Raw genomic sequence first — 17,653 nt, forward strand, 5'->3', positions numbered from 1 at the left:
AGTACTCACTCATTTTTTTCACGCAATTATTATACTACTTTTTCTAAAAATTTGCAAATAAAATAGGGTAGAATTTCTACCCTATTTTATTTGCAAATTTCTTTATAAGCTCTCTTACATATTCAGATTTATACACCTCATTGTTTTTCCAATAGTCTGGAGAGTTTATTACTCCTTTTTCTGCTAGTTTATTTATCGCATTCTTAAAATCATCGTCAACTGCTCTGTTCTCCCTCTTTAATTCATTTAAAAGCCAATTATAAGGAAATTTTTTTCCTGGACAAGTTTTATAACTCGCAAATTGATTATGCATATATACAGGTAATTGTCCATATCTACCCCATATATCTTTTATAAGCTCAATCAATTTGTACAATTGTGCCTTTGGTGGTTCATCTATATCAAAATTTCCAACTAAACATATCCCTATACTGCTTGAATTTTGTCCCTTTGTATGTGCTCCTACTTCATTTTCATTTCTTCCCTTGAGAATTTCATATTCTTCTCCTACAAGCTCTATTCCCCAATGATAACCTATATCTCTCCAACCTTTACTTCTATGATAATTTCTTATAGCTTTCCAACTTACAGTTTTCCCATCTTTCGTAAGTGAATGATGTATTATTATTTTATCCGGTTTATTCATCTCTATCTCCCCTTCAAAATTAATTGCCCTTTGGCAATAATAATATATGTTTTTTATCTATAAATGTATACATCTTATTTTTTATCGTATTTTTTAACTACTTTATGTAAATAATTTAAAAACTCATCTCTTAAATTATCACGCTTTAGAGCAAAATCAACTGTTGCTTGTAAAAATCCTAATTTATCCCCAACATCATATCTTCTTCCTTCAAAGTTATAAGCATACATAGCTTCTCGTTTTGAAAGCTCTTTTAAACCATCTGTAAGCTGAATTTCTCCACCTTTTCCCGCAGGTAAATTTTCTAATATCTCAAATATACTAGGTGTTATTATATATCTTCCAAGTATTGCAATATTTGAAGGAGCTTTATCTGGATTTGGCTTTTCCACTAAATCCTTTACTTTATATATTCTATCTTCTATGTGTTTTCCAGCTACTATTCCATACTTATCTACATCTTCCTTTGAAACGTTTTGAACTCCAAGTATAGTAGTTCTGTATTCCTGATAAGCATTTATAAGCTGTTTTAAACAAGGGGTTTTAGAGTCAACAATATCATCTCCAAGCATTACTGCAAAAGGTTCATTTCCAATGAAATGTTTTGCACAATAAATCGCATGTCCAAGTCCTTTAGGCTCTTTTTGTCTTATATAGTGAATGTTGATCATATTAGATATATTTCTAACAATTTCAAGTAAATCTTTTTTCCCTTTGTTCTCAAGCTCTAACTCTAATTCTACAGATTTATCAAAGTGATCTTCTATTGATTTTTTATTTCTACCTGTAATTATCAATATTTCTTCTATTCCAGATTCAACAGCTTCCTCTATTATATATTGAAGTGTCGGCTTATCAACTATTGGAAGCATCTCCTTTGGTTGAGCTTTTGTCGCCGGTAAAAATCTAGTTCCTAATCCTGCCGCTGGTATTATAGCTTTTCTAACCTCATTCATTTTCATCTTCCTCCTGATACTTTTTGCATATGATACTATAATTCAACTCATTCGCTATTTTTCCTCTATTTATTTATACATCTTTACATTTTCTCCTTTTACACGATTTCATACAACATCCTTTCATCTGTATACATGCAATTTTTTCCGAATCACATTCTGGACAGGTTGTAATATTTTTTTCATAAGCTCTATCAAACTCTTTCCCACAATCTATACATTTATATCTGCAAATATTAAATGTATAATTTCCACCTTGTATATTTATAGCCTTTCCACTAGTTAAAGCCATGGCTACCTTTTTCCTAGCCTCATCTATAATAAGCTGAAAAGTCTGCCTTGATACATTCATTTTTTTAGCACATTCTTCTTGGGAGAGATTTTCTATATCCTTAAGTCTCATAGCTTCTAATTCTTCAATTTTTAATTCTATTTCCTCAATTTCTCGTTTTCCATGAGGAACAAAATACCTAATTTTAGGAACAAAAGAAATCTTTCTAGGTTTTATAGGTCTTGCCAAAAAAATACCTCCTATCTCTGATAAAAAAAACCTACTGAATTTTAACAGTAGGCTTTTTTACATTTATCACATATTCCAACAAGCATAATATCTATATCGTAAATATCTACATTATTTTTATTCTCAATTTCTCTACATATTTTTAGATATTGTAAATTGAGATTATTATCATCTATATCTATTATACTATTACATTTTACACATTGAAAATGAATATGTAAAGGCTTTTTACTATACATTTTCAATTCATAATAACTTACACCATCAATATTTATCTCTTTAACTATACCTATTTCACTAAACAAACTCAAAGTTCTATATACAGTTGCAAGCCCTATCTTTCTATCTTTTACTTTATCGTAAATTTGCTTGCTGTTTAAATGAGTATTAGATTTAATCAATTCTTCCAATATTACTCTTTTCTGCTTAGTAAATTTATAACCTTTTCTCTCTATGAGATTTTTTATTGATAAAACCTTATCATCCATTAGTGACTACCACAATCCCCTTCATGTTGATGTTCTCTACAAACACTTCCTGTTGATTTAAGTTCTCCTTTTATAAATTTATCAATTACATCATCTAAAGTTCCCTCAACTCCAACTATTACATCAATTCCATTTTCTCTAAATAATACCTGTGCTGTTTCTCCCATTCCACCAGAAATAATAACATTTGCTCCTTTTTCTGCTAAAAATCTAGGTAAAAATCCTGGTCTATGTCCTGGGTTTTCTATAAATTCTCTTTTTACTACAGCATTATCTTCAACAGTAAAAAATTCAAATCCTTCACAATGTCCAAAATGACCTGATACCATAGTTCCCTCTTTTGCAATTGCTACTCTCATTTAATTTACCTCCTTTAACTTTTCATTCAATATTTTCCACATATTTTTTATTTCCTCTGCAGCCTTGCTGTTTTCATAAGCTACAATAGGCTTTAACTCATTTATTGACTTTTTAACAACCTCGTCAAAAGGAATTTTACCAATCACATCTATATTTTCAGATTTACATACTTCTTCTATTTCCTTAGATATATCTTCATTAATATCGTATTTATTTATACATACAAAAGATTTTAAATTAAACATCTTAGCTACAGAAAGTACTCTTAAAAAATCTTCAACTCCAGATTGAGTAGGCTCTACTACTATTAAAGCCATATCACATCCTGTTACTGATGCCATAACAGAACACCCAACACCAGGCGAACCATCTAAAATTATTAATTCTTCACCTTTTTTATACTTTTGAGCATTTTTCCTAACCTCTGTAACTAATTTCCCTGAACCTTCTGCTCCTGCAATCATCTCTGCTCTCGATAAAATACCCTTATCAGTCTCAGTTATAATAGTTTCTCCAGTTACTTCATCTTCAAGCTTTACTGCATCATGCCTACAAACAACAACACAAGCTCCACAGCCTTCACATTTCAAAGGATCTACTTTAAAATCATCTATAGCATCAAACCTACAAGCTCTTATACACTTTCCACACTCTACACATTTTTCACTATCTATATGAGCAACCTTAGCTCCAATAAAATCATTTTTTTCTACATCTTCTCCACCAAGCAATATGTGAAGATTTGACGCATCAACATCACAATCCACCTTTAAACTATTATTGCTCAAATAGGAAAAAGCTCCTGCAACCGTAGTTTTTCCTGTTCCTCCTTTTCCACTTATAACAACTAACTGCACTAGCTCACCCCCTCAAGCTCTTTTATTATTTCTTCAAATACACTTTCATATTCCTCATCTTCAACTATTAACTTCCCTTGAGAGTAAAGCTGTGCTACCTTTTTTGAAAAAGGAATTTTTCCAATAATCTTTATATTTTCAGATTTACAATAATCTTCTATTAAATTTTTATTCTCATCAGCCCTATTTATTATTATCCCAAATGGAATATTCATATCTCTTACAAGTTTTACAGCTATCTTTAAATCGTGAAGTCCAAATTTTGTAGGCTCAGTTACAAGTATCGCATAATCTGAACCATAAAGTCCTTTTACAACATTACAAGAACTTCCAGGTGCACAATCTAATATAGTAATTTTCTCGTCATCAATTTTCTTCTTAAGTTGACTTATTATAGGTCCTGCCATAGGCTCTCCTATATCTAATATTCCCATTAAACACTCTAAATTACCGCTTTTTCCTCTGTGAATTTTTCCTATACTTCTTTCCTTTTCTGAAATTGCACCAGTAGGACACGAAAGCATACAAGCTCCACAGCCATGGCACAACTTATCAAATAAAACAACCTCATTTACAAATGCAAGTGCATTAAACTGACACGCATTAATACATTTCTTACAAGATACACATTTATCCTTGTCTATCGTAGGAACAGGTACAAAAACATCTTCAGTTTCCTCAACATCAGGTTTTAAAAATATAAAACCATTAGGTTCTTCAACATCACAATCTACATACATTCCTCCCATTAATTTAGCGAGATTAGTAGAGATTGTAGTTTTCCCTGTTCCTCCCTTTCCACTCAATACTGCTATTTGCACTTTATCATCTCCTTCTATTTCTGCATACCTAAATGAGAAGGTCCAGCCTTTTCTATTGTAGATAACTCATTATCCATAAAAAACTTAACTGCATCACTTACAGTTTCACCTTTTATTTCATATCCCTTTATTCCAGCAGCATCTAATATTCTCTTAGCATTAGGACCTAAGCTACCACTAATAACAGCTTCAACCTTTTTATCTACTACCTGCTGTGCTGCTGCAATTCCTGCTCCTTGAGCTGATTTAACTCCATCATTTTCCACAAATTCAAAAGTATTACTTTCTGTATCGTATATTGCAAAATATAAACATCTTCCAAATCTTAAATCAACCTTAGCATTCTCATTATTTCCTGTACTAGTAACACATATTCTCATCGTATTAACCTCCTATTTTTTCTGATATTTTTTTAGAAAAATTTTCTTCAAAATCCAAGTTAATCTTTTCGTATAACTCAATTCTACCTTCATCACAAAGCTCTACAAACTGTGGATCTATAGGAAGCTTTGCAATTACATCTATATCCATATTTTTAGCTATTTCTTCAATATTACTCTTACCAAATATATTAAATTTTTTATTACAATCTGGACACTCAAAATAACTCATATTCTCAACTATTCCAACTATTGGAGTATTCATCATTTTAGCCATATTTATTGACTTTTTCACAATCAAACTCACTAAATCCTGAGGCGATGTAACCACTACTATTCCATCAACCGGAAGTGATTGCATTATTGTAAGAGGTACATCTCCCGTTCCAGGAGGAAGATCTATCAATAAATAATCAAGTTCTCCCCATGCTGTATCTGTATAAAACTGTTTTACACTATTTGCAATTATAGGTCCTCTCCATACAACCGGAGAATCTTCCTTTTCTATAAGTAAATTTATAGACATTACTTTAATACCAGTAGATGTAGTTACAGGATATATATGCATTCCATCACTCTCAGCTCTTTTTTTATTAATTCCAAAGACCTTTGGAATACTAGGTCCTGTAATATCAGCATCTAAAATCCCTACATTATAACCCTTATTTCTCAAAGCTACTGCAATTAAAGAAGTTACAGAGGACTTTCCAACTCCTCCCTTCCCACTCATAACTGCTATTATTTTTTTTATGTCCGTAAGATCATTAGTTTTTTCTTTTTGAAATTCCAAAATTACCCCTCCTAATTTTCATATGTAACTTTATAATTAGCATATGCTAATTATAATTATAGTATTCATTTCAATTATTGTCAAATGCCAATTATAATTATTTACAAATATTTTTAATTTATACATTTATATATACAAAAAGTTCCGATATTGTTTCAAAACAACATCGGAACTTTCATTCTAGTTCATTATTGAATTATATAGTCTATAAAGCATCACACCAGCTTGTGCTCTTGTTGCCTTTTGCTTTGGAGCAAAAGATTTTTCATCTACACCATTAATTATCCCTTCTCTTACCGCCAAAGCAACTCCTTCTTTTGCCCAAGAAGCTATTTTTTCTTTGTCTTTAAATACATTTAATTCTTCAATTTTTGCCCTTTTATATCCTTTTCTCTCAAGAACACTAGCTATAATTTTTGACATTTCTTCTCTAGTTATATCTCCATTTGGATCAAATACAGTATCCCCTTTGCCATTTATTAATCCATTAGAATAAGCAGCTAATACAGCTTTATAGTACCAATCGTCTTTATTTACATCTTCAAATGGAATTTCACTATCACAATCTACACATTTTAACATTCTAGTAATTAAAACTGCAAATTCCGCTCTTGTTATATTATCATTTGGATTAAATTTATCATTTTCTTTTCCATTTACCATTCCCTTACTTGCCATTATTTCTACTGCATCTTTTGCCCATTTAATATTTTCTAAATCACTAAATTTTTTAGTGTATTCTTTAGCAAAATACTTACTAAAATGATTTGTAATAAACTTTACAGTTTTAGTCTCACTATTATACATTCCACCCATAGGCTCTAAATATCCATTTTCATTTATATAAAACACTGTAATATTTTCTTTGTTTTTAACATCACCTTTATAAGGAATGCTCACTTCAATAGGCTCTTTAAACTCAGTTATATTTTTATCTCCAACTTTTGCTTCAAAATCTACTACTACACTATCACTTGGTATGTGAATGCTTATATTTTTAGATAAATCTGAAGCATTTATCTTTTTGACTTTTAAAGTTATTTCCTTTTCCTCATCAAATGTATTTGGTTTTATGCTAAACGATGCCATATTTGTATTTACTTCTATTTTATCTAATCCACATTCCATAACTTTTGGATCTAAACTAATTTGTGCTTCTTTTTCACCTTTAGATGCAACATTTAATATTAATTTCTTTTCTAAAACCCTATTAACTTCTATGTTATTTTTCTCCAACTTTTGTTCCATGTCTTTAACTTTGTTTAATATCTTCTGAGCTATATCTTTTATTTCATCTGCTTTTATTTCATTATTTTCAACATTTTTAATAGTTACTTTATTGATTAATCCTTGCACTAATTTAACTACTTTTTCATTTAATTCTTTTGTATTTTCTTTTCCTAATTTTTCAATTAAATCCCCAGTAGATTCTATCATATCATTTACAATATTATCTCTATATTTTTCACTTTCCATTTTATCTATTAAATCTACTGCTAAATCTATATTTTCTTCTGTAATAGCACTTATTTCTTTCTTAACATTTTCATCTGATATTTTTTCAACTGATTTAATAAGAGATTTTATCAATACTTTACTTTTATCAGCTATATTTTTTATTTCATATTGAGAATCTACTTTCTTTAACGCTTTGTTTATTATTTTCGATACATCTTTTACATTATCTATTAACTTTTTAGCATCTTTTTCCTTGTCTATATCACTTGCCTTTTCATTTAATATATCAATTGCATCTTCTACAGCATTTACAATTTCACTTTCACTTGAAAATTTATCAATTACAACTTTGTATAAATTTTTGTATTCATCATTTGAAATTACATCGTCTACATTCTTTTCTTTTTTACTCTCTTTATTGTTCATACTAGTATTTCTATCATCTTTTGTGTAATCAACTGTATAATACCACTCTATTTTTTGACCTTTTCTCACTTCAATAGAATCAGCACCGACATCAGGTGTCTTTCCGTCTACATTGTACAACCAACCACTTTTTGCACCCTTATCTCCATTTGCCAATCCATCTATACTCTCTACAAATCCTCCACTTATATCATAATCTATACTATTTTTATTCAATATCCTTTTAGTAATATCGAGTACTGTGTCATTTTCCTCTATTTCAACTTTTGTTTTTCTTATAATATATCCTTTATATCCCTTTATAGAAATATACACTGTATCTTTTTTATCAACTGGAACATCTTCATCATCAGAATTTCCTATAGATATACTCTTTGTTCCTTTATCATTTCCCACATTTACAGAACAATCATAAGTTTTTCCTTTTTCTAATTGTACATTAAACTCTATTTTTCCAGCTAAATCAGTTACTCCTTGATCTATATAATACTTTCTATTAGAATCACTTATAGTTATAGTAACTGGTTTGTTTTTTTCTCCACAAATATTAATTTTTGCAACATTATCATCAACAGTATAATCAATACTAACTTGTGCAAAAGAAGGAAAAACTAAAGATAAAGACAGTACTAATGATATAAATAACTTTTTCATCTGTTCCCTCCTTCTACTCAACATCTACTTTTATTTCCTTTGCCAGAGGAGTTTTATTATCAAAATTATCCCAAAGCATACCTTTTACTTCAAATTCCCCTGAATTTGGAATTAAAAAACCACCTGCAAATTCTTCAGTAGCACCTGCATTGATAGTTTTAGTCATAAATGTATAAGTATACAGTTCCTTATTATTTCCATTTAATTTGTATAAAGCAACAATATAAGTTACTTTTTTATCAACATTTGTACTGTTCTTTACTTTTACATTTAATTGTGCTTCTCTTCCTTTTTTAAAACTCGAAGTTTCTTTTCTAATTAATTCAAAATCATAATCTGCTTCTTCATAAAATTTAGTATCATCTATTGAAATTCTTTGATACATAGATTTTCCTTTATATAAATCTGCAAGTGCCACAAATACTTTTTGTGTTATAAAATCAATGTCAGTCCCATATTCAGATTTAACTTCAAAATGATTTCCCTTTTTATACGATAATAAAAAGTCAAACATTGTTTTTCCATTTTTTATCCAATATTGTGATAATGGATCTTCTCCAACAGCAATTAAGCCCTGAATTACAGCTGCTGTAGTATATGGATTTTCTGAACCCGAAACCTTAAATGCTGCATTATCTGTCTGTTGAGATTTAATATATTTAACTGCTTTATCTATCGATTCTTCTACTCCACTTATGTTTTTATGATTTCCAAGTGCCATTATACACATAGCAGTATTATCAATACTATTAATCGTTCCAAAACTTCCATTTGATTTTTGTTGATTTAATAAAGCTTTTACTGATTTTTCTACATCGTAATCAGCATTAGCCATATCAAGAGCTATAATGCTCCATGCAGTTGTAGTTGGATACATTCCCTCATTTTTCACTTCAAATATTCCATTTTCTTTCTGCAACTTAACAAGTTCTTTAACGTAATTTTGACCTTTAAAATTTGTAGGATTTATTCCAGATGCTATTAACCCTATAATATTTGCTGCATAATCTGTAGCACTAGATAAATTTTCCCTCACTTTAAACTTCGACTGTATTAAATCCAAATCCTTTTCTATATTTTTACTCGTATAATTATATCCCATGGCTTCTTCAAAAGAAAATTTCTTATCATTTAAATAATAATCTCTTAAACATTCTACTTCTTTCTCTATTTTTTGTTCATCAGTTTCACTTTCACTTATTTCTTTTCCCACTTTTATTTCAAAACTACGTCTTATTAATTCTGGATAATTTTTACCTTTTTTCGATACTTTTACAATATGTTTTCCCGGCTCTAATGAAATTTCTACTTCTCCATTTTTATCAGTTGTATATTTTTTACCTTCTATTTCAAGAGTAGCTCCCTCTACCTTTTCTTCACTTTTAATAGGTTTCCAATTTTCATCATATTTTACAACTATCTTTTTCACTGTTAATTTATTTCCATCTTCAGCTACCTCTAATTTCGGTATACACGTAAGATCATTCCAAGAAGCATCAACAGCTTTAATATGTAATAATAATTCATCTACACCTTTTAATGCCAAAGTCGATATACCCACAGGCGAACTTTCTAACTCTCCATCTTTACCTACATACAACCCCCAACTTGTAGAATATCCTTCTTTATTTTCTCCTTTTTCTCCAAATATTCCTTCTATTAAAAAACCATATTCTCCATCTGTTCCTTCAATATTTTCCTCTCCTACAGCTTTCTTTAATATGTCTATTCCATATACTTCATCTGTAACTGTTACTTCTTTATCAAATAAAGTCTTATCTTTTCCTTCTACTCTTACCCTTACAGTATGAATATCACTATCTGCATAAACATTAAAATCAAATACAGGTGTAAAACTCAACACCATAGCAAATATTAACAATAAACTCAATAACCTTTTTTTCAAAAATATCCCTCCCTAAAATTTTTATTTTACTAATTTATATATAATTTCAGCACATTGTGCCCTTGTAGCATTTTTATTTGGATCAAAATTTTTGTAAAGTAAATTATTATCCTTTGCAACCTTTACATATCCATCATACCAATTCTTACCTTTAACAGATTTTGCCTTACTTTCAAGCCCTTTAGCTCTAACTATAATAGCTGCAACCTGTGCTCCTGTTATTTTTTCTTCTGGTGCAAACTTATTATTGCCAACTCCATTTATATATCCTCTTTTAACAGCTACATTGACAACTTTATTTGACCAGTGATTTTTAAGATCTACAAACTTATTAGTTTTAAATTTAGCTTGACTTTGAAGATTTAATCCATAAACTAAAAACTTTGCAAATTCTCCTCTTTTAACGCTATTATTAGGTCTAAATGTTTTATCAGAATACCCCGATACAACCCCTTTATCTACCAAATACATTATTTCCTTATATGCATAATCTGCCTTTTTTAAATCTTTAAATCCTTTAGTATTTAAATTATGTAATTTCTCAAACACAGAATATTTATTGTTATAATCACTAAGTGCTAAAACAGCATGATAAGTTGCCATATAATTACCTTTTTTGCTTTGTTTTAAATGCTTGAATGATCCATCACTAAGCTTATATTTTAAAAGCTTATCAATGTATTTTTTATCTACATTTAAACCAAACTTAATCTTTGCAAGTATATACCATGCTATAGTTTCACAACTTTCTTTTTTATCTATATTTTTCTCTATAAACTCAAATCCTTTTTTTACTTCTGGCGAATTTGAATTAAGTCCAAGCACATTATAAGCAACAAGCCCCATAGCAGTCATATCTAAATCTGAATTTTTATCTCCTATAAATACAGGAAATCCTCCATCACTATTTTGATTCGCCTTTAAATAACTCAAAGCCTTAGCTTTATTGTAATTTTCCTCATCGGCTACATATAAAGATATAACAGCCCATATATGTCCATTTAAAAGATCATTCCCAGTTCCATCTATACAGTCTGGAAATCTACCATTACTATTTTGAGAATTCACAATTTTTTGAGCAATTGATGATACATCTTTCCCAACAGCTCTTGCACCTAAAATGTACTTCTCATAATCAGTTATATCTTTTGAATTGACAGAAGATAAACTCTTCTTAGTTACATCTTTACCACTTGAGTAAAGTGCTAAAATACCCCATTCATCTAGTTTCTGTTTTCCTAAATACTGTGCTGATGAATTCACATCAACAGCAAAACAAAAATTAGTAAACGACATTAAAATAGCAATAGTTAAAGCTATAATCCTTTTCATAAAACCACCCCCAAATTTATTTGATTTTTTCAACAGGAATTTCAGTATAACTTATCCTGTCCTTAAATCTAGATAATACATTTATAAAATCCTTTCCAAGCAGATACATAAATGCAAAATTTCCTATAGAGTGCATCAAATCAAAATAAAATGCATTCGAAAAAGTAAATATAAAACTCTTAATCGTATGAACCCTCATAAAAAACAACCAATACCATATATTCATTATCCATCCAAATAAAAATCCCCATATAAAAGCAAATATACTCAAAAATAGTCTCGAAGGATTTTTCATAAACTTCCTTAAAACTCCTGCACTAGCTCCTGCAAGTCCCCAAGCCATCATTTGCCATGGCGTCCAAGGTCCTTGTCCCAAAAAACTATTAGAAACCAAAACAGCAATCCCACCTACCATAAATCCAAATGAAGATCCAAATACATACCCACTTATTATAACTAAAAAAGTAGTTGGCTGAATATTTGGAAGGGCTACAAAAGGAACTCTACCTACTCCTGCTAATGCCGATATGCTTGCTATTAACGAAATTTCCTTTACAGAAACTTTTTTTCTTTCATAAGATACAAAAACTAATACAAAAGAAATTACTAAAATAACTACGGATAATAATGAGTAATTCATTCTACATAGCCCCTTTTTCTAAATTAAGTGCATCCTCTAAAGTCAGCACATTGTCAACATATCCACTAAAAAGCTTGTTAATCTGTGTACAATAATATATACCCGAAGTTAAAACATCGTATTTCGATCCTATTTGTGCTATATTTCCATCAAATATAAGACAAGCTCTATCACAAAATTTACTAGTAAATTCAACATCATGAGTTACAAGTATTATTGTTTTTCCTTTTCTCTTTAAATCGAGTATTAGATTTCCCAACTTCTCCTTTAAATCCTTATCAAGCCCACGAGTTGGCTCATCAAGAATCAATATATCAGGCTCCATAACAAGTATAGATGCAATAGCTACTCTCTGTCTTTCTCCTCCACTCAAATCTCTAGGATTTATATCTTTATACCTATAAATATCTAAATCATTCAATATTTTTTCAATTATTCCATAATCTTTAATACCTTTATTATCGAGCGTATATTTTAATTCTTCATAAACAGAATCATTAAACAGATAATCATTTGGATTTTGAGATAAATATCCAACTTCTCCTTTTACAGACAATCTTCCATTTGTAGGCTTTAAAAGCCCACATATATTTTTGAGAAGTGTAGATTTTCCTCCTCCATTTTCTCCAAGTATTCCTAATACTTCTCCTTTATACACACTTAAATTTATTCCCTTTAAAGCATGTTTACCGTTTTCATAAACAAAATTAATATCTCTAGCAGTTATTACTTCTTCTTTATTAATTTCATCAAATTTAACTTCTCTTTTTAATGTATTATCCTTAAATAAACTTCTTAATTTCTTTCTTCCTTCCTTTACCGTAAAAGGTATATTTTCATAGCCTTTTTTAACAAAGTAATCCGAAACATAAGGTAAAAAATTCTTACCAGTTTTATTACTCCAAAACACAAACTCCTCAGGTTCTCCATCAAATACCAAACTTCCATTTTCCATAAACAACACTCTATCAGCTAAATGAAAACATCTATCTACTCTCTGCTCAATTAATATTATCGTATATCCAAGTTCTTCATTTAACCTCTTTAAAATATGTAGTATTTCTTCTGAAGATACTGGATCAAGCTGAGATGTAGGCTCATCTAAAACCAAAAACTTATACCCCATAGAAATTGTAGCCGCTATTGCAACTTTTTGCTTTTGACCACCTGATAATTCATAAGTTTTTTTATCTTTTATATCATATATATTAATAAAACTCAGTGCTTCCATTACTTTTTTCCTCATAACATCATAATCAGTACCTATATTTTCAAGTCCAAAAGCCAACTCTCTTTCAACCTTGTCCATTACAAGTTGTTTTTCCGGATCTTGAAAAACCATCCCGACATCAATATTACACTCTACACTTCCCTTTATTTTTCCACCGTAAAACTGAGGAACAATCTTATTAAACACTCTACCTAAAGTAGACTTTCCCGAACCAGAACTTCCAAGAAGCAACACAAACTCCCCTTCTTCTACAGATAAATTAATATCCTTTAGAGCAGGCTCATCTTTCCTTGGATAATAATAAGTTAAATCATGTATTTTAAAAACTTCCATTTCTTACACCCCCAAATCAAAAAAGAATGAATAATCAATATTAAGTCTATATAAATTAAAAAAATCATATCCTTATACTTTAAAAAGTTTAATTCATTATAAGGATCATAAATTCCTACCTTTAAGAATAATCCATAGAAAAATAAACATATCAAAACAAAAGTAATAAAATTAAATATGTAATCTACTCTTTTAATTTCCATTTGGGAGTAAGAAGTTCTTTTTCCTTTTCCATATCCTTTAGAGTACAAAGCCTCTGCTCTATCTAAAGATCCCTCAAGTGTAGATATTAAAATTACTTTTAAAAAAGGATAATAAACTTTGACTTTTTTAAATATATTTTTCTGATTGAAGTTTACCCCTCTTAAAATCATTACATCTCTTACTCTAACCATTTCAAGCCTCAATCTGTGAAGTATGTTAGTAGTCATAGACAAAGTCAATGTAAGTTTATGAGCAAATTTTGAAAAAAAACTAAATGAATCATCTCGTTCAACCATAACACTGTAAAGCAAAAATATCAAAACTATACAAATAAGTTTAAGTCCTTGATTTGCTCCAAATACTATAGACTCTAAAGTTATTCTTATCTTTCCTATAACAGGAATTCTAGGACTTTTATAAATTACAGTTCTGCCGTAATGTGTAACTAAAGGATTAATAATCATAATCCAAAATGCAGTATATAAACTGTATTTTATTGATTTTTTTAAATTCTTTCCTCCATCTAGCAAAAGTATATTAATAATTACAATAACAGATATAGACAATATATAAAGAGGATTAGAATACACTAATGTCAAAAAAAACAAAATAACCGTATAAAATATTACAGTAAACGGATGCATATTCAACATTCAAATCACCTAATTCTTCATTGGAATATTTATCACTTTATTTCCACTCAGAACAGCAGAAAACATTCCCTTGATTTTTTCTGGTGTTTTATAAAGAACAGCTACAGCATCTTTTATACTTTGTTCATCATTACCTGTTATAATCCATAAATTAGAACCTGTTCCATACCCCTTTGGTATAGCTGCAATTACTGCTCCCTTTTCATATTCTTTTGAAATTTCTTTATTGTAATTTAAAGCTTTTACTTTATCTCCTATTTTGAAAAACAACCCATTGTTTTTGCTATTGTAAACATCATTTATATAACTTAATTTAGAAATTTCATCCCATTTTCCAATAACTACAGTATTTATTTCTTCGTTTTCTATATCTTTTTCATCTAAAACCTTTTCTTCTATATTATTTAATCCTCTCTCTCTTAAAAATTCAGACAACTTCTCACTATCTTCTTTAAATTCCTTTGAATATCTTATTTCTCCTTTTAATACATTTCCTTCGTATCCTTTTGTGAAATTTGCAGGATAAGCACCTATTATGCTTGATATATACATTTCATTATCCCAATTATGATAATCCCATATAATAATATCTCCTGGATTTAAGTAGTAATCATCAGCTCCAATTTGTGCTAAATTCCCATTTACATAATAAAACCAATCTAATTTTTTCTTGTTTTTAGAACCTGTAAATCCAGATTTAATACCATTTATAGAGCTTACGAAACCTCCACCGTATGCAGTTTCTATATCCAAGTTTTCCTCCATAATTTCCATAATACTACTATCATTTTTAAAATCTAATTCTTGATTATACACTTCTTCATTTCCAAAATGTTTAGATACAATCAAATTAACTTTTTGATTGCTCGAAACGCTTTCATCTTTACAACCTATTAATGAAAACATTAATATTATACATATAAAAAATACAGATAATTTCCTCATACAAATCCCTCCAAAAAATAACCCTATCTAAAAGATAGGACTAATTGTCAAATTTCTACTTTATTTTAACATTTTTTTTCGTTGTTTGCTAACAATTCGTTCGACTTCAAAAATAATTTTTCGACAATAAAATAACAACTGATAGCATTTTGCTAGCAGTTGTTATTTTATTTCATAATTATTCAAGTTTATTAACTACATAAAAATATTGTTCTTAAATTTTATAATGCTTATACAACTGCAAGTATTCTAAATGATTTGTATAACACTCCAACAACACAAAGTGATATCAAAAGCTCAGGTAATAAATATCCTGAATTATAAAGTATAGAATATATCCAAGGATTCATTCCATCAGGTGCATAAGATGCCCATAATATAACACCTGATAAAACGTGTGATACAAACCTTCCAAAAATTCCTAAACAAGTTCCTAATAAAACTCCCTTAAAACTATTTCTAAATAGTCCTGCAAGACCTAAAAGACCAAAAGCTCCTACATAATCTAATATAATAGAAAGTACATGATAGGAATACTTAGGCCCCAAAATAAATTGAAGTAGTCCATAAACTGATGCTACAAATAGTCCAGGTGATACTCCCCATCTTATTGCATAAAGAATAATAGGAACCATACTTCCAGCTGTTACAGATCCTCCAAAAGGTCCTTCATATACTTTTATATAGCTTAGTATTTGAGCTAGTCCAATCATTACACCTGCTTCTACTAGCATTTTAGTAGACATTTTTTTCATATAAAATCCCCCTTTGCAACAAAAATGCTGCATTTATATAAATGCAGCATAGTATCCAAAATCATTCCCTACGCTGGCATTACCCAGATCAGGTATTAGGGTCGAAGTATCAATCGGAACTTCCTCTCAGCCAGACTCATCTAGCTCCCCTTTCTGTTATATTATCTTTTATTAATTATTTTAACAAATATATACTATAATATCAATAATTATTAAAATTCAGTTATTATGTTGTAAATTGCATGCCTTGGTAAATTGTGAGTTAAATCTCCAACTGTAAATCTAATAAGCGGTGAATTTTCTTCTTCAAACCATGTTAATATCTGTTTAACTTGATCTCTTGATAATTCATTTTTTTTTAGTATTAAACTTTTCCCATCAATAAAATGAATTTTCATTGACATCAAAATCTTCCCTTTCTATAAAATATTTTCTAAAAATCCTATATTATTTTTTATATTCAAATTTACATAAATGGTTCTTTAAATTTAATATTAACTTTATATAATTAATAAATTACAAAAATCTTATAAAAATTATTCCCATAAATAAAAAATTATATAAATGTTATTTTCTTATACTTATTGTATGTACTACTTTGTTAATTATAGAATAAATTTACTAAAAATAATAAACAAAAAAAACCTAGAATTTTCTAGGTTTTTTCATGTTCATTTAACTAAAATGTTTTACCTTTTATCTTTTATCTTTTCCATTTCAGCTTTTCTTTCTTCAACTTTTTTAGCATGGAATTCTCTCCATTTTACAGCTTCATCTTCTGTTATTATTCCTTCTTCTACTAATTTATTTATCCTATCTTCAAATCTTTGTTGATTTTCTTGTACTCTTATCTCATGAATTTTTTCTTGTATTTCATCAGCTCTTTCCTGTGAAATAACACCAGCTTCTACTAACTTAACCATTCCTTGTCCTCTATTTTTTCCTCTCATTCCAAATTGTCTTTTTCCTTGATTTTGATCATGAAACTCTTTCCACTTTATAGCTTCATCTTCTGTTATTATTCCTTCTTCTACTAATTTATTTATCCTATCTTCAAAATTATTTCTTTGTCCCCTAAAGTTCTGATGAACCATATTATTCATTCTTGAAGCATTTTTAAATTTTGCAGAATTACTACTATCTGCAAAAGCAGCTAAACCTAAAGATGATATTACTGTTCCTCCTATTAATACAGATGTAATTATTTTTTTCATTCTTGCATTTACTTTCATTTTCATTTCCCCTTTCGTTTTATTTGTTGATTTTATTCTATCCGAATTTTGTCACAATTTTGTTAC

Annotated in this window: 19 protein-coding genes and 1 riboswitch; all 19 genes read right to left on the bottom strand. The window is 29.1% G+C overall.

The window, feature by feature from the left end; genetic code table 11:
* Positions 1–76: 76 nt before the first annotated feature.
* Positions 77–646, bottom strand: coding sequence for a peptidoglycan recognition protein family protein (locus BUA19_RS06220; protein ID WP_072724795.1), 570 nt, complete (start codon positions 644–646; stop codon positions 77–79).
* Positions 647–720: 74 nt separating this feature from the next.
* Positions 721–1,602, bottom strand: coding sequence for a UTP--glucose-1-phosphate uridylyltransferase GalU (gene galU, locus BUA19_RS06225; RefSeq protein ID WP_072724797.1), 882 nt, complete (start codon positions 1,600–1,602; stop codon positions 721–723).
* 73 nt (positions 1,603–1,675) lie between these two features.
* A complete protein-coding gene (locus tag BUA19_RS06230) occupies positions 1,676–2,122 on the bottom strand; it encodes a DUF134 domain-containing protein (RefSeq protein WP_072724799.1) in 447 nt (148 codons plus the stop codon).
* A gap of 41 nt (positions 2,123–2,163) precedes the next feature.
* Positions 2,164–2,610 (bottom strand): Fur family transcriptional regulator, encoded by a 447-nt coding sequence (locus tag BUA19_RS06235; RefSeq protein ID WP_072724801.1) that lies wholly within the window; start codon positions 2,608–2,610, stop codon positions 2,164–2,166.
* On the bottom strand, positions 2,610–2,969 hold the full coding sequence (locus tag BUA19_RS06240) for a NifB/NifX family molybdenum-iron cluster-binding protein (RefSeq protein ID WP_072724803.1): 360 nt from the start codon (positions 2,967–2,969) through the stop codon (positions 2,610–2,612). Before BUA19_RS06240 ends, BUA19_RS06235 begins: the two co-directional genes overlap by 1 nt.
* Entirely contained in the window at positions 2,970–3,827 is an 858-nt protein-coding gene (locus tag BUA19_RS06245) for an ATP-binding protein (RefSeq protein ID WP_072724805.1), read from the bottom strand.
* Positions 3,827–4,648 carry an ATP-binding protein gene (locus BUA19_RS06250; RefSeq protein WP_072724807.1) on the bottom strand — a complete coding sequence of 274 codons (822 nt, stop codon included), beginning with the start codon at positions 4,646–4,648 and terminating at the stop codon, positions 3,827–3,829. The genes BUA19_RS06245 and BUA19_RS06250 overlap by 1 nt, the downstream gene beginning before the upstream one ends.
* 14 nt (positions 4,649–4,662) lie before the next feature.
* Positions 4,663–5,028 carry a NifB/NifX family molybdenum-iron cluster-binding protein gene (locus BUA19_RS06255; RefSeq protein ID WP_072724809.1) on the bottom strand — a complete coding sequence of 122 codons (366 nt, stop codon included), beginning with the start codon at positions 5,026–5,028 and terminating at the stop codon, positions 4,663–4,665.
* Between the two features lie 4 nt (positions 5,029–5,032).
* Complete coding sequence (locus tag BUA19_RS06260) at positions 5,033–5,818, bottom strand: Mrp/NBP35 family ATP-binding protein (RefSeq protein WP_242939253.1); 786 nt, start codon at positions 5,816–5,818, stop codon at positions 5,033–5,035.
* A 180-nt stretch (positions 5,819–5,998) separates the two neighbouring features.
* Entirely contained in the window at positions 5,999–8,356 is a 2,358-nt protein-coding gene (locus BUA19_RS06265) for an S-layer homology domain-containing protein (protein ID WP_072724813.1), read from the bottom strand.
* A 13-nt stretch (positions 8,357–8,369) separates the two neighbouring features.
* The gene (locus tag BUA19_RS06270; protein ID WP_072724815.1) at positions 8,370–10,262 is read right to left on the bottom strand and encodes a prenyltransferase/squalene oxidase repeat-containing protein; all 1,893 of its coding nucleotides are present in this window, start codon (positions 10,260–10,262) and stop codon (positions 8,370–8,372) included.
* 21 nt (positions 10,263–10,283) lie between these two features.
* Entirely contained in the window at positions 10,284–11,594 is a 1,311-nt protein-coding gene (locus BUA19_RS06275; protein ID WP_072724817.1) for an S-layer homology domain-containing protein, read from the bottom strand.
* Positions 11,595–11,610: 16 nt separating this feature from the next.
* On the bottom strand, positions 11,611–12,234 hold the full coding sequence (locus BUA19_RS06280) for an ECF transporter S component (RefSeq protein ID WP_072724818.1): 624 nt from the start codon (positions 12,232–12,234) through the stop codon (positions 11,611–11,613).
* Between the two features lies 1 nt (position 12,235).
* Positions 12,236–13,798: an ABC transporter ATP-binding protein gene (locus tag BUA19_RS06285; protein WP_072724820.1), complete on the bottom strand. Its 1,563-nt coding sequence runs from the start codon at positions 13,796–13,798 to the stop codon at positions 12,236–12,238.
* A complete protein-coding gene (locus tag BUA19_RS06290) occupies positions 13,771–14,655 on the bottom strand; it encodes an energy-coupling factor transporter transmembrane component T (protein ID WP_072724822.1) in 885 nt (294 codons plus the stop codon). The genes BUA19_RS06285 and BUA19_RS06290 overlap by 28 nt, the downstream gene beginning before the upstream one ends.
* Positions 14,656–14,664: 9 nt before the next feature.
* On the bottom strand, positions 14,665–15,600 hold the full coding sequence (locus tag BUA19_RS06295; protein ID WP_072724824.1) for a DUF4430 domain-containing protein: 936 nt from the start codon (positions 15,598–15,600) through the stop codon (positions 14,665–14,667).
* A 230-nt stretch (positions 15,601–15,830) separates the two neighbouring features.
* Positions 15,831–16,355 carry an energy-coupled thiamine transporter ThiT gene (gene thiT, locus BUA19_RS06300; protein WP_072724826.1) on the bottom strand — a complete coding sequence of 175 codons (525 nt, stop codon included), beginning with the start codon at positions 16,353–16,355 and terminating at the stop codon, positions 15,831–15,833.
* 48 nt (positions 16,356–16,403) lie between these two features.
* Positions 16,404–16,516, bottom strand: a riboswitch (TPP riboswitch).
* Between the two features lie 51 nt (positions 16,517–16,567).
* The gene (locus BUA19_RS06305) at positions 16,568–16,759 is read right to left on the bottom strand and encodes a hypothetical protein (RefSeq protein WP_072724828.1); all 192 of its coding nucleotides are present in this window, start codon (positions 16,757–16,759) and stop codon (positions 16,568–16,570) included.
* A 285-nt stretch (positions 16,760–17,044) separates the two neighbouring features.
* A complete protein-coding gene (locus tag BUA19_RS06310) occupies positions 17,045–17,587 on the bottom strand; it encodes a hypothetical protein (RefSeq protein WP_072724830.1) in 543 nt (180 codons plus the stop codon).
* Positions 17,588–17,653: the final 66 nt, after the last annotated feature.

Origin of the sequence: Tepidibacter thalassicus DSM 15285 (genome assembly GCF_900129915.1) — a bacterium.
Taxonomy (GTDB): Bacteria; Bacillota; Clostridia; order Peptostreptococcales; family Peptostreptococcaceae; genus Tepidibacter; species Tepidibacter thalassicus.